Origin of the sequence: Actibacterium sp. XHP0104 (assembly GCF_025751515.1) — a bacterium.
GTDB lineage: Bacteria > Pseudomonadota > Alphaproteobacteria > Rhodobacterales > Rhodobacteraceae > Actibacterium_D.
Window position 1 is genome coordinate 234233 of the sequence record NZ_JAOWLE010000005.1, and the last position, 18105, is coordinate 252337.

The 18105-nt window shown below is 60.6% G+C and carries 31 protein-coding genes; 3 read left to right on the forward strand and 28 right to left on the reverse strand.

The features are described from left to right. Positions 1-61: 61 nt before the first annotated feature. Together rplO and OE856_RS10235 are read right to left on the reverse strand one after the other, a co-directional pair. Positions 62-532 carry a 50S ribosomal protein L15 gene (gene rplO, locus OE856_RS10230; protein WP_263716000.1) on the reverse strand — a complete coding sequence of 157 codons (471 nt, stop codon included), beginning with the start codon at positions 530-532 and terminating at the stop codon, positions 62-64. 190 nt (positions 533-722) lie between these two features. Continuing rightward, positions 723-1010, reverse strand: coding sequence for a hypothetical protein (locus OE856_RS10235; RefSeq protein ID WP_263716001.1), 288 nt, complete (start codon positions 1008-1010; stop codon positions 723-725). 128 nt (positions 1011-1138) lie between these two features. On the opposite strand from OE856_RS10235, the gene OE856_RS10240 reads away from it, so the two are divergent. Further along, entirely contained in the window at positions 1139-2077 is a 939-nt protein-coding gene (locus tag OE856_RS10240; protein WP_263716002.1) for a LysR family transcriptional regulator, read from the forward strand. On the opposite strand, the gene OE856_RS10245 is transcribed toward OE856_RS10240, so the two are convergent. The 12 genes from OE856_RS10245 to rpmC all read right to left on the reverse strand — a co-directional run bounded on the left by OE856_RS10245 (position 2074) and on the right by rpmC (position 6644). Continuing rightward, positions 2074-2262: a hypothetical protein gene (locus OE856_RS10245; RefSeq protein ID WP_263716003.1), complete on the reverse strand. Its 189-nt coding sequence runs from the start codon at positions 2260-2262 to the stop codon at positions 2074-2076. The genes OE856_RS10240 and OE856_RS10245 overlap by 4 nt on opposite strands. 116 nt (positions 2263-2378) lie before the next feature. After that, the gene (rpmD, locus tag OE856_RS10250; protein WP_263716004.1) at positions 2379-2564 is read right to left on the reverse strand and encodes a 50S ribosomal protein L30; all 186 of its coding nucleotides are present in this window, start codon (positions 2562-2564) and stop codon (positions 2379-2381) included. Positions 2565-2577: 13 nt separating this feature from the next. Beyond that, positions 2578-3144: a 30S ribosomal protein S5 gene (gene rpsE, locus OE856_RS10255; RefSeq protein WP_263716005.1), complete on the reverse strand. Its 567-nt coding sequence runs from the start codon at positions 3142-3144 to the stop codon at positions 2578-2580. A 102-nt stretch (positions 3145-3246) separates the two neighbouring features. Then, entirely contained in the window at positions 3247-3606 is a 360-nt protein-coding gene (gene rplR / locus OE856_RS10260) for a 50S ribosomal protein L18 (RefSeq protein WP_263716006.1), read from the reverse strand. A gap of 11 nt (positions 3607-3617) precedes the next feature. After that, positions 3618-4151 (reverse strand): 50S ribosomal protein L6, encoded by a 534-nt coding sequence (rplF, locus tag OE856_RS10265; protein WP_263716007.1) that lies wholly within the window; start codon positions 4149-4151, stop codon positions 3618-3620. A 12-nt stretch (positions 4152-4163) separates the two neighbouring features. Continuing rightward, positions 4164-4562, reverse strand: coding sequence for a 30S ribosomal protein S8 (rpsH, locus tag OE856_RS10270; protein ID WP_263716008.1), 399 nt, complete (start codon positions 4560-4562; stop codon positions 4164-4166). 11 nt (positions 4563-4573) lie between these two features. Continuing rightward, entirely contained in the window at positions 4574-4879 is a 306-nt protein-coding gene (gene rpsN / locus OE856_RS10275; RefSeq protein ID WP_263716009.1) for a 30S ribosomal protein S14, read from the reverse strand. Positions 4880-4897: 18 nt separating this feature from the next. Then, positions 4898-5461, reverse strand: a complete 564-nt coding sequence (gene rplE, locus OE856_RS10280) for a 50S ribosomal protein L5 (RefSeq protein ID WP_263716010.1) — start codon at positions 5459-5461, stop codon at positions 4898-4900. Continuing rightward, positions 5461-5766: a 50S ribosomal protein L24 gene (rplX, locus tag OE856_RS10285; RefSeq protein WP_263716011.1), complete on the reverse strand. Its 306-nt coding sequence runs from the start codon at positions 5764-5766 to the stop codon at positions 5461-5463. Before rplX ends, rplE begins: the two co-directional genes overlap by 1 nt. Further along, positions 5766-6134 carry a 50S ribosomal protein L14 gene (gene rplN, locus OE856_RS10290; RefSeq protein ID WP_005621870.1) on the reverse strand — a complete coding sequence of 123 codons (369 nt, stop codon included), beginning with the start codon at positions 6132-6134 and terminating at the stop codon, positions 5766-5768. Before rplN ends, rplX begins: the two co-directional genes overlap by 1 nt. A 63-nt stretch (positions 6135-6197) precedes the next feature. Then, positions 6198-6428 (reverse strand): 30S ribosomal protein S17, encoded by a 231-nt coding sequence (rpsQ, locus tag OE856_RS10295; protein WP_263716016.1) that lies wholly within the window; start codon positions 6426-6428, stop codon positions 6198-6200. A gap of 15 nt (positions 6429-6443) precedes the next feature. Then, positions 6444-6644, reverse strand: a complete 201-nt coding sequence (gene rpmC / locus OE856_RS10300; RefSeq protein ID WP_263716017.1) for a 50S ribosomal protein L29 — start codon at positions 6642-6644, stop codon at positions 6444-6446. 333 nt (positions 6645-6977) lie between these two features. On the opposite strand from rpmC, the gene OE856_RS10305 reads away from it, so the two are divergent. Beyond that, the gene (locus tag OE856_RS10305) at positions 6978-7163 is read left to right on the forward strand and encodes a hypothetical protein (RefSeq protein WP_263716019.1); all 186 of its coding nucleotides are present in this window, start codon (positions 6978-6980) and stop codon (positions 7161-7163) included. A gap of 100 nt (positions 7164-7263) precedes the next feature. Here OE856_RS10305 and rplP read toward each other — a convergent pair whose 3' ends face one another. Genes rplP through rplB form a run of 5 tightly spaced genes read right to left on the reverse strand, consistent with a single transcriptional unit; the run spans position 7264 to position 9905 of the window. Beyond that, positions 7264-7677: a 50S ribosomal protein L16 gene (gene rplP, locus OE856_RS10310; RefSeq protein WP_263716020.1), complete on the reverse strand. Its 414-nt coding sequence runs from the start codon at positions 7675-7677 to the stop codon at positions 7264-7266. Positions 7678-7689: 12 nt separating this feature from the next. Further along, the gene (gene rpsC / locus OE856_RS10315; protein ID WP_263716021.1) at positions 7690-8397 is read right to left on the reverse strand and encodes a 30S ribosomal protein S3; all 708 of its coding nucleotides are present in this window, start codon (positions 8395-8397) and stop codon (positions 7690-7692) included. Further along, a complete protein-coding gene (rplV, locus tag OE856_RS10320; RefSeq protein ID WP_263716022.1) occupies positions 8397-8777 on the reverse strand; it encodes a 50S ribosomal protein L22 in 381 nt (126 codons plus the stop codon). The genes rpsC and rplV overlap by 1 nt, the downstream gene beginning before the upstream one ends. A gap of 3 nt (positions 8778-8780) precedes the next feature. Next, the gene (rpsS, locus tag OE856_RS10325) at positions 8781-9059 is read right to left on the reverse strand and encodes a 30S ribosomal protein S19 (RefSeq protein ID WP_263716023.1); all 279 of its coding nucleotides are present in this window, start codon (positions 9057-9059) and stop codon (positions 8781-8783) included. A 3-nt stretch (positions 9060-9062) separates the two neighbouring features. Then, on the reverse strand, positions 9063-9905 hold the full coding sequence (rplB, locus tag OE856_RS10330) for a 50S ribosomal protein L2 (RefSeq protein ID WP_263716024.1): 843 nt from the start codon (positions 9903-9905) through the stop codon (positions 9063-9065). 327 nt (positions 9906-10232) lie between these two features. Here rplB and OE856_RS10335 point away from each other — a divergent pair, with 327 nt between their 5' ends. Next, positions 10233-10586, forward strand: a complete 354-nt coding sequence (locus tag OE856_RS10335) for a phasin family protein (RefSeq protein ID WP_263716025.1) — start codon at positions 10233-10235, stop codon at positions 10584-10586. A 99-nt stretch (positions 10587-10685) separates the two neighbouring features. Here OE856_RS10335 and OE856_RS10340 read toward each other — a convergent pair whose 3' ends face one another. The 9 genes from OE856_RS10340 to OE856_RS10380 form a co-directional block, all read right to left on the reverse strand. After that, positions 10686-10982 carry a 50S ribosomal protein L23 gene (locus OE856_RS10340; RefSeq protein WP_263716026.1) on the reverse strand — a complete coding sequence of 99 codons (297 nt, stop codon included), beginning with the start codon at positions 10980-10982 and terminating at the stop codon, positions 10686-10688. Beyond that, entirely contained in the window at positions 10979-11596 is a 618-nt protein-coding gene (gene rplD, locus OE856_RS10345) for a 50S ribosomal protein L4 (RefSeq protein ID WP_263716027.1), read from the reverse strand. Before rplD ends, OE856_RS10340 begins: the two co-directional genes overlap by 4 nt. Next, positions 11593-12318 (reverse strand): 50S ribosomal protein L3, encoded by a 726-nt coding sequence (gene rplC, locus OE856_RS10350; protein WP_263716028.1) that lies wholly within the window; start codon positions 12316-12318, stop codon positions 11593-11595. Before rplC ends, rplD begins: the two co-directional genes overlap by 4 nt. A 14-nt stretch (positions 12319-12332) precedes the next feature. After that, positions 12333-12641, reverse strand: coding sequence for a 30S ribosomal protein S10 (gene rpsJ / locus OE856_RS10355; RefSeq protein WP_037209276.1), 309 nt, complete (start codon positions 12639-12641; stop codon positions 12333-12335). Between the two features lie 81 nt (positions 12642-12722). Further along, a complete protein-coding gene (gene tuf, locus OE856_RS10360) occupies positions 12723-13898 on the reverse strand; it encodes an elongation factor Tu (protein WP_263716030.1) in 1176 nt (391 codons plus the stop codon). A 62-nt stretch (positions 13899-13960) separates the two neighbouring features. After that, complete coding sequence (gene fusA / locus OE856_RS10365; RefSeq protein WP_263716031.1) at positions 13961-16078, reverse strand: elongation factor G; 2118 nt, start codon at positions 16076-16078, stop codon at positions 13961-13963. A 24-nt stretch (positions 16079-16102) separates the two neighbouring features. Continuing rightward, on the reverse strand, positions 16103-16573 hold the full coding sequence (gene rpsG, locus OE856_RS10370; RefSeq protein ID WP_263716032.1) for a 30S ribosomal protein S7: 471 nt from the start codon (positions 16571-16573) through the stop codon (positions 16103-16105). 12 nt (positions 16574-16585) lie between these two features. After that, a complete protein-coding gene (gene rpsL / locus OE856_RS10375; RefSeq protein ID WP_035253348.1) occupies positions 16586-16957 on the reverse strand; it encodes a 30S ribosomal protein S12 in 372 nt (123 codons plus the stop codon). 277 nt (positions 16958-17234) lie between these two features. Beyond that, positions 17235-18041: a pyrroline-5-carboxylate reductase family protein gene (locus OE856_RS10380; protein ID WP_263716033.1), complete on the reverse strand. Its 807-nt coding sequence runs from the start codon at positions 18039-18041 to the stop codon at positions 17235-17237. Positions 18042-18105 lie beyond the last annotated feature (64 nt).

Sequence of the window (18105 nt, forward strand, 5' to 3'; positions counted from 1 at the left end):
TCTGGCGGCGCTTGGAAAACTTGAACAGGATGTAAGCGGCCTTGGCGCCGCTCACAACCTCTTATTCGGCCTCTACGGCCGCAACTTTCAGCGAGCCGCCGGCTTTTTCCACGGCCTCGATGGCCGATTTCGAAGCGCCAGTGACATTCAGGTTCAGTTTCGAGGTCACTTCACCCTTGGCCAGAACCCGGACACCGTCCAGCTTGCGGCGCACGACGCCAGCGGCGATCAGCGCGTCTTCGTTGATCTCGGCCTTGACGTCCAGCTTGCCGGCCTCGACGAATTTCTCGATCAGGCCCAGGTTGACGACGGCGAATTTCTTGCGGTTCGGCTTGTTGAAGCCACGCTTGGGCAGGCGCTGGTACAGCGGCATCTGGCCGCCCTCGTAGCCCTTGATGGCCACGCCCGAGCGCGATTTCTGACCCTTGATACCACGGCCAGCCGTCTTACCCTTGCCAGAGCCAGGGCCACGGCCAACGCGCATGCGTTTCTTGGTTGCGCCTTCGTTGTCGCGCAGTTCGTGCAGTTTCATATCGCTTCTCCTTGCCGGAAATGACCCCGAAGCGGATTGGTCAAACACGGCTTTTCTTGGTTTTGATTCCGGGCGCCAAGCGCCACCGGGCGCGTATACGCTTTGGCGGGCTTCGTTGCAAGCCCCCTGCCCCCACACGGCAAACGCCCCGCATCCATGGCGGGGCGTCGGGGCGCAGGGTGCGGTCGGGTCAGTCGCGCAGCATGGTGAACACGTCGCCGATGCTGACTTCGGGCATATCAACCGCGCCATAGGCCGAAGCGATGGTTTTGGCCAATTCGGTTTCGCGAAAGGCGGCCAGGGCCTCGGCGCTTTCCCAGATCAGGAAGCCGCCATAGGTATCCTGATCACGAAACTCGAGATAGTATTTCTGAACCAGGCCAGGGGTGGCGCGATACATCGGCAGGCGGTCTTCGGCGACGCCGATAACCTCGGCGCGGGGCAGACCGGATTTGAAACGAACAAGCTGGGCAATCATCGGGTTTCTCCTTGGTTTCTGAGAACCGGCTTTGCGGAAGCGCCGGAATAGAAACATCATGCCCTGTTCTTTTTCGCACAAATATTCGCTATGATCGCAAGATATCTTTGCAAAAACAGACATGATACATGCCCTCTATGACCGATCGGATGGAATGGAACGATCTGGCCGTCATTCTGGCGATCGGGCGCAGCGAAAGCCTGTCTGGCGCCGCGCGGCAGCTGGGCCATACCCACAGCACCGTCTTTCGCAAGATCAACGACATCGAAGACCGCGCCGGCGTACGGTTCTTTGACCGGTTCCGCCACGGCTATATGCCCACCGATGCCGGGCGCGCGGCCATGGTCTATGCCGAGCGGATCGAGGGCGAGGTGCATGCCTTTGGCCTTGAGGTTCTGGGCAAGGACAGCGAACTGATCGGCCGGATCCGCCTGACCAGCCCCGAGGCCATGGCCGAGGACATCCTGCCCGGCGTCATCGCCCGGTTTCACGCCGACCACCCGGGCATTCAGATCGACCTGACGCCGGGCACCCCGGCGCTGGATTTCTCGCGCCGCGAGGCCGAGGTGGCGGTGCGCGCCACCCGCAAGCCGCCCGATGCCACCTTTGGCCGCGCGGTCTGCGACTTTCGCTTTGCGCTATATGCCAGCCCGGCCTATCTGGCGCGCGCCGGCGACCGGCCGCTGGCCGAGCAGGACTGGTGCCTGATCGAAGGCAGCGTGGGCTGGCTGGTGCCTTTGGTGTTTCGCAGCGCCGAAGAAGGCGTCGCCCGCGCCGTGTTTCAAAGCCGCGCATCGCGAGCGGTGCTGAATGGCTGTGCCGAGGGGCTGGGGCTGGGCTTTCTGCCCTGCTATGTGGGCGACGCCGATGACAGGCTGTTGCGGGTGTCAGACACGATTGCGCATCTCGATATGCGGCTGTGGGTTCTCACCCATCCCGACCTGCAAAAGACATCCCGCGTGCGCGCGCTGATGACCCGGCTGTTTTCCGAACTGCGCCAGCACTCCGCCCTGTTCGCGGGGCAGACGAAACCGGTCAGCGACACCAGGTTCGACCTGGGGCGTTAGTGGCAGTGCACGATTCCGGTGCTGGTCTGCATATGGCAGCATTGCCCCGGAGGCGACGATTTGCGACAGCCGCCGCCATGGTTCACCGTCGACTGATCCCACAACCCCGGCAGAGACGCATCAAACGCCCAGCCGGGCGACGCAAGCGCGGCCATTGCGGCCAGCACGTAAATGGATTTCAGCATCGGGGCCTCTTAGGAATGGTTAACCGTCTCAGGCTACAACCATCGCTCGAATTACCGAAACAAAAAACGCCCCGCAGTGGTCTGCGGGGCGTTTCGAATTCGCACTCAAAGATCGCTTAGTTGCGCTCTTCGACGATTTCCACCAGATGCGGGATCTTGTTGATCATGCCGCGGACGCTGGGGGTATCTTCCAGCTCACGCACGCGGTGCATCTTGTTCAGGCCCAGACCGATCAGGGTCTGACGCTGTTTTTCCGGGCGGCGGATCGGCGAGCCGATCTGTTTAACGACGATGGTTCCCATGGTTCAGGTCTCCTTACGCTTCGGCGGCTTCGGCAGCCGGCGCTTCGTCTTTCTTCAGAATGTCGGCCACCTTCTTGCCACGGCGCTGAGCGACCTGGCGAGGCGAGCTTTCTTTCTTCAGACCGTCCAGAGTGGCGCGGATCATGTTGTAGGGGTTCTGCGAGCCGATCGATTTCGACACCACGTCCTTGACGCCCAGCATCTCGAACACGGCGCGCATCGGGCCACCGGCGATGATACCGGTACCTTCAGGGGCGGTGCGCATCATGACCTTACCGGCGCCGTGACGGCCCTCGATGTCGTGATGCAGGGTGCGGCCCTCGCGCAGCGGCACGCGGATCAGGTTGCGCTTGGCTTGCTCGGTGGCTTTGCGAATGGCCTCGGGGACCTCTTTCGCCTTGCCTTTACCAAAGCCGACGCGGCCTTTCTGATCGCCAACAACCACCAGCGCGGCAAAGCCGAAGCGTTTACCACCTTTAACGGTTTTCGACACGCGGTTGATCGCAACCAGGCGATCGGCGAATTCCGGGTTCTCGTCGCGGTCGTCGCGGCGACCCCGGCGGTTTTCACGTTCTGCCATACGGCATTCCTTTCCTACTGGCGCTGCCTGCGCCGGTTGTTTCAATCCAGGTGGGCATTGGCCCCCGGATCATCGGGGTGGCGCGAGCGCCACCCGCAGTGATTAGAACTTCAGGCCACCTTCACGCGCGGCGTCGGCCAGAGCCTTGACACGCCCGTGGAAGAGAAAACCACCACGGTCGAAGTAGCACTCTTCGACACCGGCTTTCTTGGCACGTTCTGCGATCGCGGTGCCAACTTTGGCGGCCGCTTCGACGTTGTTCTTGCCGACCACGCCCAGATCTTTCTCCAGCGTGGAGGCCGATGCCAGGGTGACGCCTTTGACGTCGTCGATCAGCTGAACGCTGATGTTCTTGTTCGAGCGGTGCACCGACAGGCGAAGCTTGCCGACGTTCACTTTCCGCTGTTTGTTCCGAACGCGCAGGCGGCGCTTCAAGAACAGGTCTCGTTTGCTATTTGCCATTTTTCGCGTCCTTACTTCTTCTTGCCTTCCTTACGGAAGATGAACTCGCCCTTGTAGCGAATGCCTTTGCCTTTATAGGGCTCGGGCGCGCGCCACTCGCGAATGTTCGCGGCGACCTGGCCGACCAGCTGCTGGTCGATGCCTTCGATCACGATCTCGGTCTGCTTCGGGCAGGTCACGGTCACGCCGGCCGGCACGTCGAAGTTGACATCGTGCGAATAGCCCAGCGACAGCTTCAGGGTGTTGCCCTGCATCTGTGCACGGTAGCCGACGCCCTGGATTTCAAGCTCTTTCTTGAAACCGTCCGAGACGCCATCAACCAGGTTCTGAACCATCGAGCGCGACATGCCCCACTGTTGACGGGCACGTTTGGACGAGCCGCGGGGGGTGATGCTGACCACGTTGTCTTCGACAGCGATGGTCACATCGTCGGTTGCGGTAAAGCTGCGGGTCCCTTTGGGGCCTTTAACTTCTACGGTCTGGCCGGAGACGGACGCCGAAACACCCGACGGCAGCTCGACCGGTTTCTTACCAATACGAGACATTGCCAAACCTCCTTAGAAGACCGTGCAGAGCACTTCACCGCCAACATTGGCGGTACGTGCAGCTGCATCCGACATCACACCCTTCGAGGTCGAGACGATCGAAACACCAAGGCCCTGACGGACCGAGGGGATGTCTTTGACGCTCATGTACACACGACGACCGGGGGTCGACACGCGCTTGAGCTCGCGGATCACCGGGGTGCCGTCAAAGTACTTCAGGCTGATGACGATCTCGGGCAGGCCATTGGCGCCGTCGATCTTTTCGTAACCACGGATGTAGCCCTCGTCGAGCAGCACATCCAGAACCCAGGCGCGCAGTTTCGAGGCCGGGGTGCGAACGGTGGACTTGCCACGCATCTGCGCGTTGCGGATGCGGGTCAGCATATCACCAAGAGGATCATTCATAGACATGTTTACCCTCCTTACCAGCTCGATTTAACCATGCCGGGGATCTCGCCTTTGGAGCCGAGTTCACGCAGCATGATCCGCGACACCTTGAGCTTACGGTAGTAAGCGTGCGGGCGACCGGTCAGTTGGCAACGGTTGTGCAGACGGGTGGCCGAGCTGTTACGGGGCAGCTTGGCAAGTTTCAGGCGAGCCTTGAAACGCTCTTCCATCGGCAGGTCTTCGTTATTCGCGATCTCTTTCAGCGCAGAACGCTTGGCGGCATATTGCTCCACCAGCTTCTGGCGCTTTTTCTCGCGCTCGATCATTGCTTTTTTAGCCATCTATCTCTCTCCCCGCGCTCAGCTGTTGAAGGGCATGTTGAAATGCTTCAACAGCGCCTTGGCTTCCGCGTCGGTTTTCGCGGTGGTGGCAATCACGATGTCCATGCCCCAGACCTCGTCAACTTTGTCAAAGTTGATTTCGGGGAAGACGATGTGCTCTTTCAGACCCATGGCGTAGTTGCCACGACCATCGAACGATTTGCCCGGCACGCCGCGGAAGTCGCGGATACGGGGCATGGCGATGGTGATCAGGCGGTCGAGGAATTCGTACATCCGGTCGCCACGCAGGGTCACTTTGACGCCCAGCGGCATTTCTTCACGGACGCGGAAACCGGCGATCGATTTCTTGGCCTTGTTCACGACGGCGTTCTGGCCGGCGATCGCGGTCAGGTCTTCCTGAGCCGATTTGACCTTCTTCGAGTCGCGCACGGCTTCGGCACCGCAGCCGATGTTCAGAACGATCTTGTCCAGACGCGGGATCTGCATGTCGTTCTTGTAGCCGAATTCTTCCTTCAGCGCGGCACGGATCTGGTCCTTGTACTGCGACTTCAGGCGCGGGGTGTAGGTTGCAGCATCCAGCATCAGATGGCCTCCCCGGTGGTTTTGGCGAAACGCACTTTCTTGCCGTCTTCCTCGCGGAAGCCGACGCGGGTGGCTTTGCCGTTGGCATCAAGCAGAGCCAGGTTCGACAGGTCGATCGGCATCGCTTTGGGGATGCGGCCGCCCTGGCTGTTCTGGGTCTGACGCTGGTGGCGGATGGCGATATTGATGCCGTCCACGATGGCCTTGCCGTCCTTGGGCATCACGGCAGAGATTTCACCCTGCTTGCCCTTGTCCTTGCCGGCCAGCACGACGACCTTGTCGCCTTTACGGAGTTTCGCAGCCATTACAGCACCTCCGGAGCAAGCGAGATGATTTTCATGAAGTTCTTGGCGCGCAGCTCACGAACGACGGGGCCGAAGATACGGGTGCCGACGGGCTCGTTGTTGTTATTCAGGATAACAGCTGCGTTGCGATCGAAACGGATCGCGGTGCCGTCTTCACGGCGAACTTCTTTGGCGGTGCGCACGACGACGGCCTTACGGACGTCACCTTTTTTCACGCGGCCGCGCGGGATGGCTTCCTTCACCGAGACGACAATGATGTCGCCGACGGAGGCGTATTTACGCTTGGAACCACCCAGGACCTTGATGCACTGAACACGGCGAGCGCCGGAGTTGTCAGCGACATCCAGATTGGTCTGCATCTGGATCATGTGGTTTCTCCCGACCTGTGGGGACGAGGCCCCAGGGTTTCGATTAGACTGATGGTCGTGACCTTAGGCGGTCACAACTTCCCAGCGTTTGGTCTTCGAGATCGGCGCACATTCCTGAATGCGGACGCTGTCGCCGGTCTTGAATTGGTTGTTCGCATCGTGAGCCCGGTATTTCTTGGACTTACGGATGGTTTTCTTAAGAACGGGGTGCGTGAAGCGGCGTTCCACCAGAACGGTAATGGTCTGGTCGTTCTTGTCGCTGGTCACGGTGCCTTGCAGGATACGTTTGGGCATGTCTCAGTGCTCCTCTTACTCGGCCGCTTCGGCAGCTTTTTGGTTCAGAACGGTTTGCACGCGGGCAACGTCACGACGGACGGTACGCATGCGGGCGGTGTTCTCAAGGGCACCGGTCGCCTGCTGGAAACGCAGGTTGAAGGCTTCTTTCTTGAGCGCGGTCAGCTGGTCACGCAGCTGATCGGGCGTCTTGTCACGCAGTTCCTGGGCGTTCATCGCCTTTTTCCTTTCTCAAACACCGGCCAGCCCCTGATTGATCAGGGTAACCAAAGACCCGGTGGTTCAATGACAGACACACGATTCCCGTCGCCGGGTCTCGTGAGATGCCGCTCTATAAGGGAGGGGTTACCAGAGGGCAAGGGAAAGTTTGGATTTCGGGCTTTTGCTATTGCCTATGTACCCTGCCCTTCACAAGATCGCTGCGGGGCGTAAGCAGAAGCGAGATTCAGTATGTATCCAACAGATGCCAAACGCTTGTTCATTCGGTTCCAGACCGGGAACCTGCTGGTGTCACTACTACTGAAACTGGTGCCCCTCTGGACGGTTGGCATGGCCTGGCTGATCACGCCAATCTTTGCACTCAAGATGATCGCCCTACTTTGGTGGAACCGCTATCCGCAAGACAGATCCGGGTGGTCTTTAGCCTTTTTCGGGATCGCCTGCCTAGACGTGGCGGCGCTTTTCCTGACCGGGGCGTTCTCGATCTACAGCCTGCTTATCACGCTTCTGCTGTAAGACGTTCGCCCGGATACCCAGCGCCTTCGCGGGTCAGGTGCCTTCCCAAATGAAAACCCCCGCCAATGGCGGGGGTTCATCATTTTGCTTATGTCCGACCTTACCAGTCTTCGCGAACCACCACGCGGCATTTCACCGGCAGTTTCATCGCGGCCAGGCGCAGAGCCTCGCGCGCCACGGCTTCCGAGACACCATCGATCTCGAACATGACGCGGCCGGGCTTGACCTTGGCGGCCCAGAAGTCGACCGAACCTTTACCTTTACCCATACGAACCTCGGTGGGTTTCGACGTCACCGGGGTGTCGGGGAAGATACGGATCCAGACACGGCCCTGACGCTTCATGTGGCGGGTCATGGCACGACGCGCAGCTTCGATCTGACGCGCGGTGATGCGCTCAGGCTGGATCGATTTCAGACCATAGGTGCCAAAGTTCAGGGTCGAACCGCCTTTTGCTTCGCCGTGGATACGGCCTTTGTGCATCTTGCGGAATTTCGTACGCTTCGGTTGCAGCATCTCGTCAACTCCTTAACGACGGCCGCCGGCGCCACGGGGCGCGGGACCTTCCTGGAGCTCCTGCTGGCGACGGTCACGAGCCTGAGGGTCGTGTTCCATGATCTCGCCTTTGAAGATCCAGACTTTGATGCCGATGATGCCATACGGGGTCGAAGCCTCGGCATGTGCATAATCGATGTCGGCACGCAGGGTGTGCAGCGGCACACGGCCTTCGCGATACCACTCGGTGCGGGCGATCTCGGCGCCACCCAGACGGCCAGCGACGTTCACGCGGATGCCCAGGGCACCCATACGCATGGCGTTCTGAACCGAGCGCTTCATGGCACGGCGGAACGACACACGGCGTTCAAGCTGCTGAGCGATGCTCTCGGCCACCAGGGTGGCGTCCAGCTCGGGCTTGCGCACTTCAACGATGTTCAGGTGCAGTTCGCTGTCCGTCATGTTGGCCAGCTTCTTGCGCAGAACTTCGATATCGGCGCCTTTTTTGCCGATGATCACGCCGGGGCGGGCGGTGTGGATCGTGACGCGGCACTTTTTGTGCGGACGCTCGATAATCACACGGCTGATGCCGGCCTGCTTGCACTCTTCCTTGACGAACTCACGGATTTTCAGGTCTTCCAGCAGAAGATTCCCGTAATCCTTGGTGTCGGCATACCAGCGGCTGTCCCAGGTGCGGTTCACCTGCAGGCGCATGCCGATCGGATTAACCTTATGACCCATTAGGCTTGCTCCTCAACTTGACGCACCTTGATGGTGAGTTCCGAAAACGGCTTCATGATCTTGCCAAACCGGCCACGGGCACGCGGGCGACCGCGCTTCATGGTCAGGTTCTTGCCAACATAGGCTTCGGCGACGATCAGCTCGTCCACATCCAGGTTGTGGTTGTTTTCGGCGTTGGCGATGGCCGACTGAAGGCATTTCTTCACGTCGTCAGCGATACGCTTTTTGCTGAAGGTCAGATCGGCCAGGGCCTTGTCGACCTTCTTGCCACGGATCATGGCAGCAACCAGGTTCAGTTTCTGCGGCGAAGTGCGAAGCATGCGCGTCTTGGCGATGGCTTCGTTCTCGGCCACGCGGCGCGGGTTCTTTTCCTTACCCATGGCTTACTTCCTCTTCGCTTTCTTGTCCGCGGCGTGACCGTAGTAGGTACGGGTCGGCGCGTACTCACCGAACTTCTGACCGATCATGTCTTCCGACACGTTGACCGGAATGTGCTTTTGACCGTTGTACACGCCAAACGTCAGGCCCACGAACTGGGGCAGGATCGTCGAGCGGCGCGACCAGATCTTGATAACTTCGTTGCGGCCCGATTCCCGAGATTTCTCAGCTTTCTTGAGAACGTAGGAATCAACGAAGGGGCCTTTCCAAACAGAACGTGCCATGTCTTACCGGCCCTTCTTCTTGGCGTGACGCGAGCGGATGATCAGCTTGCTGGACGCCTTGTTCTTGTTGCGAGTGCGAGCACCCTTGGTCGGCTTACCCCAGGGGGTAACCGGGTGACGGCCACCCGAGGTGCGGCCTTCACCACCGCCGTGCGGGTGGTCGATCGGGTTCATAACCACACCACGGACCGACGGACGCTTGCCATAGTGGCGGTTACGACCGGCTTTGCCGAGGTTCTGGTTGCTGTTGTCGGGGTTCGACACGGCGCCAACGGTGGCCATGCATTCCTGACGCACCATGCGCAGTTCGCCCGAGGACAGGCGGATCTGGGCATAGCCGCCGTCACGACCAACGAACTGGGCATAGGTGCCGGCAGCGCGAGCGATCTGACCGCCCTTGCCCTGCTTGAGTTCGATGTTGTGAACGATGGTACCGATCGGCATGCCGGTGAACGGCATGGCGTTGCCCGGCTTCACGTCAGCCTTGGTCGAGGCGACAACGCTGTCACCAACGGCCAGACGCTGCGGCGCCAGGATGTAGGCCTGCTCGCCATCTTCATAGCGAATGAGGGCAATGAATGCGGTCCGGTTGGGATCGTATTCGATGCGTTCCACGGTTGCGGGAACGTCGAACTTGTTCCGCTTGAAGTCCACGATACGATAAAGACGCTTCGCGCCACCGCCGCGGCGGCGCATCGTGATCCGTCCGGTGTTGTTCCGGCCGCCCTTCTTGGTCAGACCCTCGGTGAGGGCTTTGACAGGACGTCCTTTCCACAGCTCCGAACGGTCGATCAGCACCAGCCCACGCTGGCCCGGCGTCGTCGGCTTATACGACTTGAGTGCCATGCTTTCTGTCTTCCGTCTAGCTAACGGCGGGTTACCCCGCCTATGTGCGACCCCTTGCGGGGCCAGGTTATAGGGCCCCGAAGGTCCCAAAATTCCAAAATCAACGGGCCCCGGAACGAATCCGAGGCCACGCGATGGCCGGGGTATAGTGCGATTGCGGGGGGTTGTCTATAGCAGCAGCCTTGTTTCTTTGGCCAAACCCGCGTGCGCGCCCGAAGCGCTGACCGGCGGAATGGCGCCTTTGGTGCGGGAATTCAATCCAGATCAAATCGCCCCTGCCCGATCCGTAGTAAACTAGGCCATCAAGAAGAAAACAGGAGAGAAGCGATGGCGAAATCCGCTAAGAAACCCGAGGCCGCCGATAACAGCATGTCGGCGATGACCGCGGCCATGATGGCCGGGAACCCGCTGCTGGCCAAGGCATGGACCGACATGATGGAGGAAAGCGCCCGCTTTCTGTCCGAGCGGCTGAAAGAGGATATGGACACCCAGGCCGCCTTTATGGCGTGCAAGTCGCCGGTCGAGATGGCGCAGGTGCAGTCCGAGTTCTTTCGCAAGGCGATGGAGGATTACACCGCAGAGGCGCAGCGGATGTTCGCGCTGATGACCGAAGCCACCGAACAGGCGCTCAAGCAATCCGGGACGGGCGTCAAGCGTAAATACGACGACGTGCCGATCTGACGGCGCGTGTCGCCCCGCCCTGCCCTGCCCGGGCTGGCAACGAAAAACCCCGGCCGCTGGCGCAGCCGGGGTTTCTTTCTTTTCAGGCTCTCGCTCGACTTACAGACCGGTGGTCACGTCGATCGTGTTGCCCTCTTCCAGGGTCACGTAGGCCTTTTTGACGTCCTTACGCTTGCCCAGCATGCCGCGGAACCGCTTGACCTTGCCTTTGGTGATGGTGGTGTTCACCGACTTCACCTTGACGCCAAACAGGCTTTCGACGGCCTCTTTGATCTGCGGTTTGTTCGCGTCGATCGCGACCTCAAAGACAACCGCGCCGTTTTCGGACGCCATGGTGGCCTTTTCGGTGATGATCGGCTTGCGGATCACGTCGTAATGTTTTGCTTCGGCACTCATTTCAGTCGAGCCTCCAGAGCTTCGACACCCGCCTTCGTGAGCACCAGGGTGTCACGCTTGAGGATGTCATAAACGTTGGCACCCATCGACGGCAGCACATCGAGACCTTCGATGTTGCGGGCAGCGCGGGCGAAACCTTCGTTCACCGTTGCACCGTCGATGATCAGGGCACGTTTCCAGCCCAGGTTTTTCACCTGTTTGGCCAGGGCCGCGGTCTTGCCATCCGACTCGGCGGCGTCGATCACGACCAGCTCGCCTGCGGCCAGCTTGGCCGACAGGGCGTGCTTGAGACCCAGCTTGCGGAACTTCTTGGTCAGGTCATGACCATGGCTGCGCGGGGTCGGGCCCTTGTAGATACCACCCTTGCGGAAGATCGGCGCGTTGCGGTCACCGTGGCGGGCGCCGCCGGTGCCTTTCTGGCGATAGATCTTCTTGGTCGAGTAGCTGGTCTCCGAGCGGGTCTTGACCTTGTGGGTGCCGGCTTGCGCGTTGTTGCGCTGCCAACGGACCACACGGTGCAGGATGTCCACGCGGGGCTCCAGGCCGAAGATGTCATCGGCCAGCTCGATCGAACCGGCTTTGCCGGCATCCAGCTTGATCACATCAAGTTTCATGCTTCGCCTCCTTCGGCAGGCGCTTCTTCAGCGGCGGCTTCAACCTGGGCCGAACGCAGGGCGGCGGGCAGAACCAGGTTCTCGGGAACCGGCTTCTTCACGGCGTCCTTGATCGTGACCCAGCCACCTTTCGAGCCGGGAACGGCGCCCTTGACCATGATCAGACCACGGTCGGCATCGGTTTTCACGACTTGCAGGTTCTGGGTGGTCACACGGGCAGCACCCATGTGGCCGGCCATTTTCTTGCCTTTGAACACGCGGCCCGGTTCCTGACACTGACCGGTCGAACCGTGCGAACGGTGGCTGATCGACACACCGTGCGAGGCGCGCAGACCACCAAAGTTGTGGCGTTTCATGGCACCGGCAAAACCTTTACCGATCGAAGTGCCCGAAACGTCGACATACTGACCTGCGAAATAGTGGTCAGCGGTGATCTCTTCACCAACCTCGATCAGGTTTTCGGGGGCCACGCGGAATTCGGCCAGCTTGCGCTTGGGCGCAACGTTGGCTTTGGCGAAAACGCCACGCATGGGGGCCGAAACCCGTTTGGCCTTGGCCGTGCCGGCGCCCAGCTGAACGGCGGTGTAGCCGTCTTTGTCAGCGGTACGCTGTGCAACAACCTGCAGGTTGTCGAGCTGAAGAACGGTCACAGGGATCTGCTTTCCGTCTTCCATGAAAAGCCGGGTCATGCCGACTTTCTTTGCGATAACTCCAGAGCGCATCTGCGATACCCTCCTTAAACCTTGATCTCGACGTCAACGCCGGCGGCGAGGTCGAGCTTCATCAGCGCGTCCACGGTCTGGGGCGTCGGGTCGATAATGTCGAGAAGGCGCTTGTGGGTACGGATTTCCCACTGGTCACGCGATTTCTTGTCGACGTGGGGGCCACGGAGAACCGTGAATTTTTCGATCTTGTTCGGCAGCGGAATCGGGCCACGAACCTGCGCGCCAGTGCGCTTTGCAGTGTTCACGATTTCCTGGGTGCTGGCGTCCAGTACCCGGTAATCAAAGGCCTTAAGCCGAATGCGAATGTTTTGCGACTGCATAGTCAGTGCCTTTCGCGGCTAGAGGTTGAGAGGTGGAGCGGGGGTCATTCCCCGCCCCACGTCGAACCCGAAGGTTTTTTGTTACTCGATGATTTTCGAGACGACGCCGGCGCCGACGGTGCGGCCGCCTTCACGGATGGCGAAGCGCAGGCCGTCTTCCATGGCGATCGGCGCGATCAGTTCAACGTTGAACTTCAGGTTGTCGCCCGGCATCACCATCTCGGTGCCTTCCGGCAGAATCACGGTCCCGGTCACGTCCGTGGTACGGAAGTAGAACTGCGGACGGTAGTTCGCGAAGAACGGGGTGTGACGGCCGCCTTCTTCCTTGGTCAGGATATAGGCTTCGGCTTCGAACTTGGTGTGCGGGGTCACCGAGCCGGGCTTACACAGAACCTGGCCGCGCTCGACGCCATCACGCTCAACACCACGCAGCAGGGCGCCGATGTTGTCGCCGGCTTCACCGCGGTCCAGCAGCTTGCGGAACATTTCCACACCGGTACAGGTGGTTTTCTTGGTGTCGCGGATGCCGACGATTTCCATCTCGTCGCCAACGTTGATCACGCCACGCTCGACACGGCCGGTCACAACGGTGCCGCGGCCCGAGATCGAGAACACGTCTTCAACCGGCATCAGGAAGGGCAGGTCAACAGCGCGGGCCGGGGTCGGGATGTATTCGTCCACGGCGGCCATCAGGGCTTTGATCTTCTCTTCGCCGATTTCCGGGTCACGGCCTTCCATCGCGGCCAGGGCCGAACCGGCAATGATCGGAATATCGTCGCCGGGATATTCATACGAGCTCAGCAGCTCGCGGATTTCCATCTCGACCAGCTCCAGCAGCTCTTCGTCGTCGACCTGGTCAACCTTGTTCATGAACACGACCATGTAGGGAATGCCCACCTGGCGACCCAGCAGGATGTGCTCGCGGGTCTGCGGCATCGGGCCGTCAGCAGCGTTCACAACCAGGATCGCGCCGTCCATCTGGGCGGCACCGGTGATCATGTTCTTCACATAGTCGGCGTGGCCGGGGCAGTCGACGTGGGCATAGTGACGGGCTTCGGTCTCATACTCGACGTGGGCGGTCGAGATGGTGATGCCGCGGGCCTTCTCTTCGGGCGCGCCGTCAATCTGGTCATAGGCTTTGAAGTCACCAAAATACTTGGTGATCGCTGCCGTCAGGGTCGTCTTGCCGTGGTCAACGTGGCCAATCGTGCCGATGTTCACGTGCGGTTTCGTGCGTTCAAACTTTGCCTTAGCCATAATGGCCTCCTGTTAATCTGTGGCAGGCGGTGCGCCCGTAGGCGCACCTCTCGCTGTTTCGCTTAGGCGTATTTCGCCTGAATTTCTTCCGAGATGTTGTTCGGCACCGGCTCATAGTGGTCGAACTGCATCGTGAACTGCGCGCGGCCCGAGGACATCGAGCGCAGGGTGTTGATGTAGCCGAACATGTTGGCCAGCGGCACGAAGGCGTTGATCGCGATCGCGTTGCCGCGGTTCTCCTGGCCCGACACCTGACCACGACGCGAGGTCAGGTCACCGATGATGCCACCGGTATATTCTTCGGGGGTGATAACCTCGACCTTCATGACGGGTTCCAGCAGTTTCGCACCGGCCTTTTTCAGACCTTCGCGCATACCTGCACGGGCGGCGATCTCGAAGGCCAGAACCGACGAGTCGACGTCGTGGAAGGCACCGTCGATCAGCGCAACCTTGAAGTCGATCACCGGGAAGCCGGCCAGCGGGCCCGAGTCCATGACGGACTGGATGCCTTTTTCGACGCCGGGGATGTATTCCTTCGGAACCGAGCCACCAACGATCTTCGACTCGAACGAGTAGCCTTCGCCGGCCTCGGTCGGGGTGATGACCATTTTGACGCGCGCGAACTGACCCGAACCACCCGACTGTTTCTTGTGGGTGTAGTCGACCTCGGCTTCGTGGCTGATGGTCTCACGGTAGGCCACCTGGGGCGCACCGATGTTGGCCTCAACCTTGAATTCACGCTTCAGGCGGTCAACCAGGATGTCCAGGTGAAGTTCGCCCATGCCCTTCATGATGGTCTGACCCGATTCAATATCGGTTTCGACGCGGAAGGACGGGTCTTCGGCGGCCAGACGGGCCAGACCCTGCGACATCTTCTCTTGGTCAGCCTTGGTTTTCGGCTCAACAGCGATCTCGATCACCGGATCGGGGAAGGTCATGGTTTCCAGAACCACGGCATCCTTGATGTCACACAGGGTGTCACCGGTGGTGGTGTCTTTCAGACCAGCCAGCGCGATGATGTCGCCGGCAAACGCTTCTTCGATTTCCTCGCGGTTGTTCGAGTGCATCATCATCATCCGACCAACGCGCTCTTTCTTGCCTTTGGTCGAGTTCAGCATCGTGTCACCCTTTTTCAGGGCGCCCGAGTAGATGCGGGTGAAGGTCAGCGAGCCGACGAAGGGGTCGTTCATGATTTTGAACGCCAGACCGGCAAACGGCATGTTGTCGTCGGCACGGCGGGCGATGTTACGAACTTCTTCTTCGTCACCGGGTTTGAAGCCCATGTAATCGACGACGTCCAGCGGGCTGGGCAGATAGTCGATCACGGCGTTCAGCAGCGGCTGGACACCCTTGTTCTTGAAGGCCGAACCACCCAGAACCGGCACGAAGTGCAGGGCCAGGGTGCCCTTGCGCAGCAGTTTGCGCAGGGTCGGAACGTCGGGCTCATTGCCTTCCAGGTATTCCATCATCGCGTCGTCGTCTTCTTCGACGGCCGCTTCGATCATCTTACCACGCCATTCGTCGGCCATGTCCTTCAGCTCGTCGCGGATATCGACTTGGACCCACGAGGCGCCCAGGTCTTCACCCTTCCACAGCCACTCTTTCATGGTGACCAGGTCGATGAGGCCTTCCAGCTCGGTCTCGGCGCCGATCGGAATACCGACGGGAACGGCGCGGGCGCCGGTGCGGTCTTCGATCATGCGAACGCAGTTGAAGAAGTCTGCGCCGATCTTGTCCATCTTGTTGACGAAGACCATACGCGGAACCTTGTAGCGGTCAGCCTGACGCCACACGGTTTCGGTCTGGGGCTCAACACCGGCGTTCGCGTCGAGAACGCAAACGGCGCCGTCGAGAACGGCCAGCGAACGCTCGACCTCGATGGTAAAGTCCACGTGGCCGGGGGTGTCGATGATGTTCAGGCGGTGCTTCGGGGTGTCGGCGGTCTGGCCGTCCTCGGTGCGCTCCCAGAAGGTGGTGGTCGCAGCCGAGGTGATGGTGATGCCGCGTTCCTGTTCCTGCTCCATCCAGTCCATGGTGGCTGCACCGTCGTGCACCTCACCGATGTTGTGGGATTTGCCGGTGTAGTACAGGATGCGTTCCGAGCAGGTGGTCTTGCCTGCATCGATATGCGCCATGATACCGAAGTTGCGGTACAGTTCGAGCGGATATTCGCGTGCCATTGGTTTTGTGTCCTAGGCCAAAAGTTACCAGCGGTAATGGCTGAAGGCTTTGTTCGCCTCGGCCATCTTGTGAGTGTCTTCGCGCTTTTTCACCGCGGTGCCACGGCTGTTGGCTGCATCAAGCAGTTCACCGGCCAGGCGTTCTTCCATGGTGTTTTCATTGCGGTTGCGCGAAGCAGCGATCAGCCAGCGGATGGCCAGGGCTTCGCGGCGCTCGGGGCGCACTTCGACGGGAACCTGATAGGTGGCACCGCCCACACGACGCGAACGAACCTCGACCGAGGGCTTCACGTTGTCCAGAGCCTCTTGGAAGACTTCGACGGGCGAGCGTTTCAGCTTGCTCTCGACGCGCTCCAGGGCGTTGTAGACGATTTTCTCGGCGGCAGATTTCTTGCCGTCGATCATCAGGTTGTTCATGAATTTGGTCAGCACGCGATCGCCATACTTGGCGTCGGGCAGAACTTCGCGCTTCTCAGCGGCGTGACGACGAGACATTCCGGGATCTCCTTACTTCGGACGCTTCGCGCCGTATTTCGAACGGCGTTGCTTACGGTCTTTGACGCCCTGGGTATCCAGAACACCGCGCAGGATGTGGTAACGCACACCCGGAAGGTCTTTTACCCGGCCGCCGCGGATCAGGACCACCGAGTGCTCCTGAAGGTTGTGGCTTTCACCGGGGATGTAGGAAATCACCTCGAAACCGTTCGTCAGGCGCACCTTGGCAACCTTACGCATAGCCGAGTTCGGCTTTTTCGGGGTGGTGGTGTAGACGCGCGTACAAACGCCACGCTTCTGAGGGCAGGCCTGCAGATGCATGGACTTTTGGCGCTTAACTTTCGGCTGCCGCGGCTTGCGGATCAGCTGTTGGATCGTTGGCATGCACGTTCCTCGTGTTGCTCTCTTGTCAATACTCGCCCCCAACCGGGGACGCCGCTTCTCGACGGTGTCGTGCACGTTTGCAAAACACCAATACCGCATCCATTCCCTCGATCGCGGGAACGACGCGGTGGAATTCCAGAGGATCGGGGCGTTTCGGCCCGGATCTTGACCACTCAATTGTGATTTTGCACCGGCAGAGACACTAACCCCTGCGGCACAGGTGCGCGCGGTATATGAAGAGTCGTTGGGGTTGTCAACAGCCGCCCCCCTTTTGTTTTCAAAGGCCCGGGCGAGGGTCAGCCTGCCCGTCATCGCCCATCTCGCGCGCCTTTGCAACCGCGGCATCCAGCCCGGCGGCCACCACCTGCCCCAACCCCGCCTCGCGCATCGCCACCATGCCGGCGGCGGTCGTGCCGGCATAGTCGATCATCGCCTGCACCTGCTGACCGGGCGAGGCCAAGACCGGCCCGGCGGCCGAAAACAGCTGGCGCACCGCGCGTTCGGCCAGTTCGGGCGCGATGCCCTGGGCGCGGGCATAATCGGCCATGGTTTCGGCAAACAGCGCGACAAAGCCCGGCATCGGGCCGGTGATCGCGGTGAACACATCCAGATGCGCCTCGATGGTCAGGCGATCGGTGGCGCCGATCGCGGAAAATATCTGCCGCGCGATGGCATGATCGGCATCCAGGCAGCCGGGCGCGGGAAACCAGGGCGAATAGGCCTGGCGCTGCGCGGCGGCGGGGCTGGACATGGCGCGGATGATGCGGGGCGTGCCGGTGATGCGGGCGATCGTGTCGATGGTGATGCCCGCCATGACCGACATCACCAGCTTGTCGCCAACCGGAACGCGCAGGCCATGGGCCTGTTGCGGCGGCAGAGACAGCAAGATCACATCGCAATCCGCGGCCAGCGCGGCCAGGTCATAGGTATAGCCAACCTGCGGATAGCCCGGCAAACCGCCCTGCCCCCGACGCCCGCCCAACAGGATATTGCCGGGCGCGATGGTCGCGCTTGTGATCAGGCCGTGCGCGATTGCGCTGCCCAAGGCGCCGGTCCCGCCGATGATGCCAATGCGATATGTCATGACCCCAGCCTAGCACGCCGTGCGCTAAAAACGAAAAACCCCCGCACGTGGCGGGGGTTTTCCT

What these genes read in the sequence shown, in the direction of transcription:
- rplO (WP_263716000.1), bottom strand. Translation starts at nt 532, where the DNA reads ATGAAACTGCACGAACTGCGCGACAACGAAGGCGCAACCAAGAAACGC.
- OE856_RS10235 (WP_263716001.1), bottom strand. Translation starts at nt 1,010, where the DNA reads ATGATTGCCCAGCTTGTTCGTTTCAAATCCGGTCTGCCCCGCGCCGAG.
- OE856_RS10240 (WP_263716002.1), top strand. Translation starts at nt 1,139, where the DNA reads ATGCCCTCTATGACCGATCGGATGGAATGGAACGATCTGGCCGTCATT.
- OE856_RS10245 (WP_263716003.1), bottom strand. Translation starts at nt 2,262, where the DNA reads ATGCTGAAATCCATTTACGTGCTGGCCGCAATGGCCGCGCTTGCGTCG.
- rpmD (WP_263716004.1), bottom strand. Translation starts at nt 2,564, where the DNA reads ATGGGAACCATCGTCGTTAAACAGATCGGCTCGCCGATCCGCCGCCCG.
- rpsE (WP_263716005.1), bottom strand. Translation starts at nt 3,144, where the DNA reads ATGGCAGAACGTGAAAACCGCCGGGGTCGCCGCGACGACCGCGACGAG.
- rplR (WP_263716006.1), bottom strand. Translation starts at nt 3,606, where the DNA reads ATGGCAAATAGCAAACGAGACCTGTTCTTGAAGCGCCGCCTGCGCGTT.
- rplF (WP_263716007.1), bottom strand. Translation starts at nt 4,151, where the DNA reads ATGTCTCGTATTGGTAAGAAACCGGTCGAGCTGCCGTCGGGTGTTTCG.
- rpsH (WP_263716008.1), bottom strand. Translation starts at nt 4,562, where the DNA reads ATGTCTATGAATGATCCTCTTGGTGATATGCTGACCCGCATCCGCAAC.
- rpsN (WP_263716009.1), bottom strand. Translation starts at nt 4,879, where the DNA reads ATGGCTAAAAAAGCAATGATCGAGCGCGAGAAAAAGCGCCAGAAGCTG.
- rplE (WP_263716010.1), bottom strand. Translation starts at nt 5,461, where the DNA reads ATGCTGGATGCTGCAACCTACACCCCGCGCCTGAAGTCGCAGTACAAG.
- rplX (WP_263716011.1), bottom strand. Translation starts at nt 5,766, where the DNA reads ATGGCTGCGAAACTCCGTAAAGGCGACAAGGTCGTCGTGCTGGCCGGC.
- rplN (WP_005621870.1), bottom strand. Translation starts at nt 6,134, where the DNA reads ATGATCCAGATGCAGACCAATCTGGATGTCGCTGACAACTCCGGCGCT.
- rpsQ (WP_263716016.1), bottom strand. Translation starts at nt 6,428, where the DNA reads ATGCCCAAACGTATCCTGCAAGGCACCGTGACCAGCGACAAGAACGAC.
- rpmC (WP_263716017.1), bottom strand. Translation starts at nt 6,644, where the DNA reads ATGAACGCCCAGGAACTGCGTGACAAGACGCCCGATCAGCTGCGTGAC.
- OE856_RS10305 (WP_263716019.1), top strand. Translation starts at nt 6,978, where the DNA reads ATGGCCTGGCTGATCACGCCAATCTTTGCACTCAAGATGATCGCCCTA.
- rplP (WP_263716020.1), bottom strand. Translation starts at nt 7,677, where the DNA reads ATGCTGCAACCGAAGCGTACGAAATTCCGCAAGATGCACAAAGGCCGT.
- rpsC (WP_263716021.1), bottom strand. Translation starts at nt 8,397, where the DNA reads ATGGGTCATAAGGTTAATCCGATCGGCATGCGCCTGCAGGTGAACCGC.
- rplV (WP_263716022.1), bottom strand. Translation starts at nt 8,777, where the DNA reads ATGGGTAAGGAAAAGAACCCGCGCCGCGTGGCCGAGAACGAAGCCATC.
- rpsS (WP_263716023.1), bottom strand. Translation starts at nt 9,059, where the DNA reads ATGGCACGTTCTGTTTGGAAAGGCCCCTTCGTTGATTCCTACGTTCTC.
- rplB (WP_263716024.1), bottom strand. Translation starts at nt 9,905, where the DNA reads ATGGCACTCAAGTCGTATAAGCCGACGACGCCGGGCCAGCGTGGGCTG.
- OE856_RS10335 (WP_263716025.1), top strand. Translation starts at nt 10,233, where the DNA reads ATGGCGAAATCCGCTAAGAAACCCGAGGCCGCCGATAACAGCATGTCG.
- OE856_RS10340 (WP_263716026.1), bottom strand. Translation starts at nt 10,982, where the DNA reads ATGAGTGCCGAAGCAAAACATTACGACGTGATCCGCAAGCCGATCATC.
- rplD (WP_263716027.1), bottom strand. Translation starts at nt 11,596, where the DNA reads ATGAAACTTGATGTGATCAAGCTGGATGCCGGCAAAGCCGGTTCGATC.
- rplC (WP_263716028.1), bottom strand. Translation starts at nt 12,318, where the DNA reads ATGCGCTCTGGAGTTATCGCAAAGAAAGTCGGCATGACCCGGCTTTTC.
- rpsJ (WP_037209276.1), bottom strand. Translation starts at nt 12,641, where the DNA reads ATGCAGTCGCAAAACATTCGCATTCGGCTTAAGGCCTTTGATTACCGG.
- tuf (WP_263716030.1), bottom strand. Translation starts at nt 13,898, where the DNA reads ATGGCTAAGGCAAAGTTTGAACGCACGAAACCGCACGTGAACATCGGC.
- fusA (WP_263716031.1), bottom strand. Translation starts at nt 16,078, where the DNA reads ATGGCACGCGAATATCCGCTCGAACTGTACCGCAACTTCGGTATCATG.
- rpsG (WP_263716032.1), bottom strand. Translation starts at nt 16,573, where the DNA reads ATGTCTCGTCGTCACGCCGCTGAGAAGCGCGAAGTTCTGCCCGACGCC.
- rpsL (WP_035253348.1), bottom strand. Translation starts at nt 16,957, where the DNA reads ATGCCAACGATCCAACAGCTGATCCGCAAGCCGCGGCAGCCGAAAGTT.
- OE856_RS10380 (WP_263716033.1), bottom strand. Translation starts at nt 18,041, where the DNA reads ATGACATATCGCATTGGCATCATCGGCGGGACCGGCGCCTTGGGCAGC.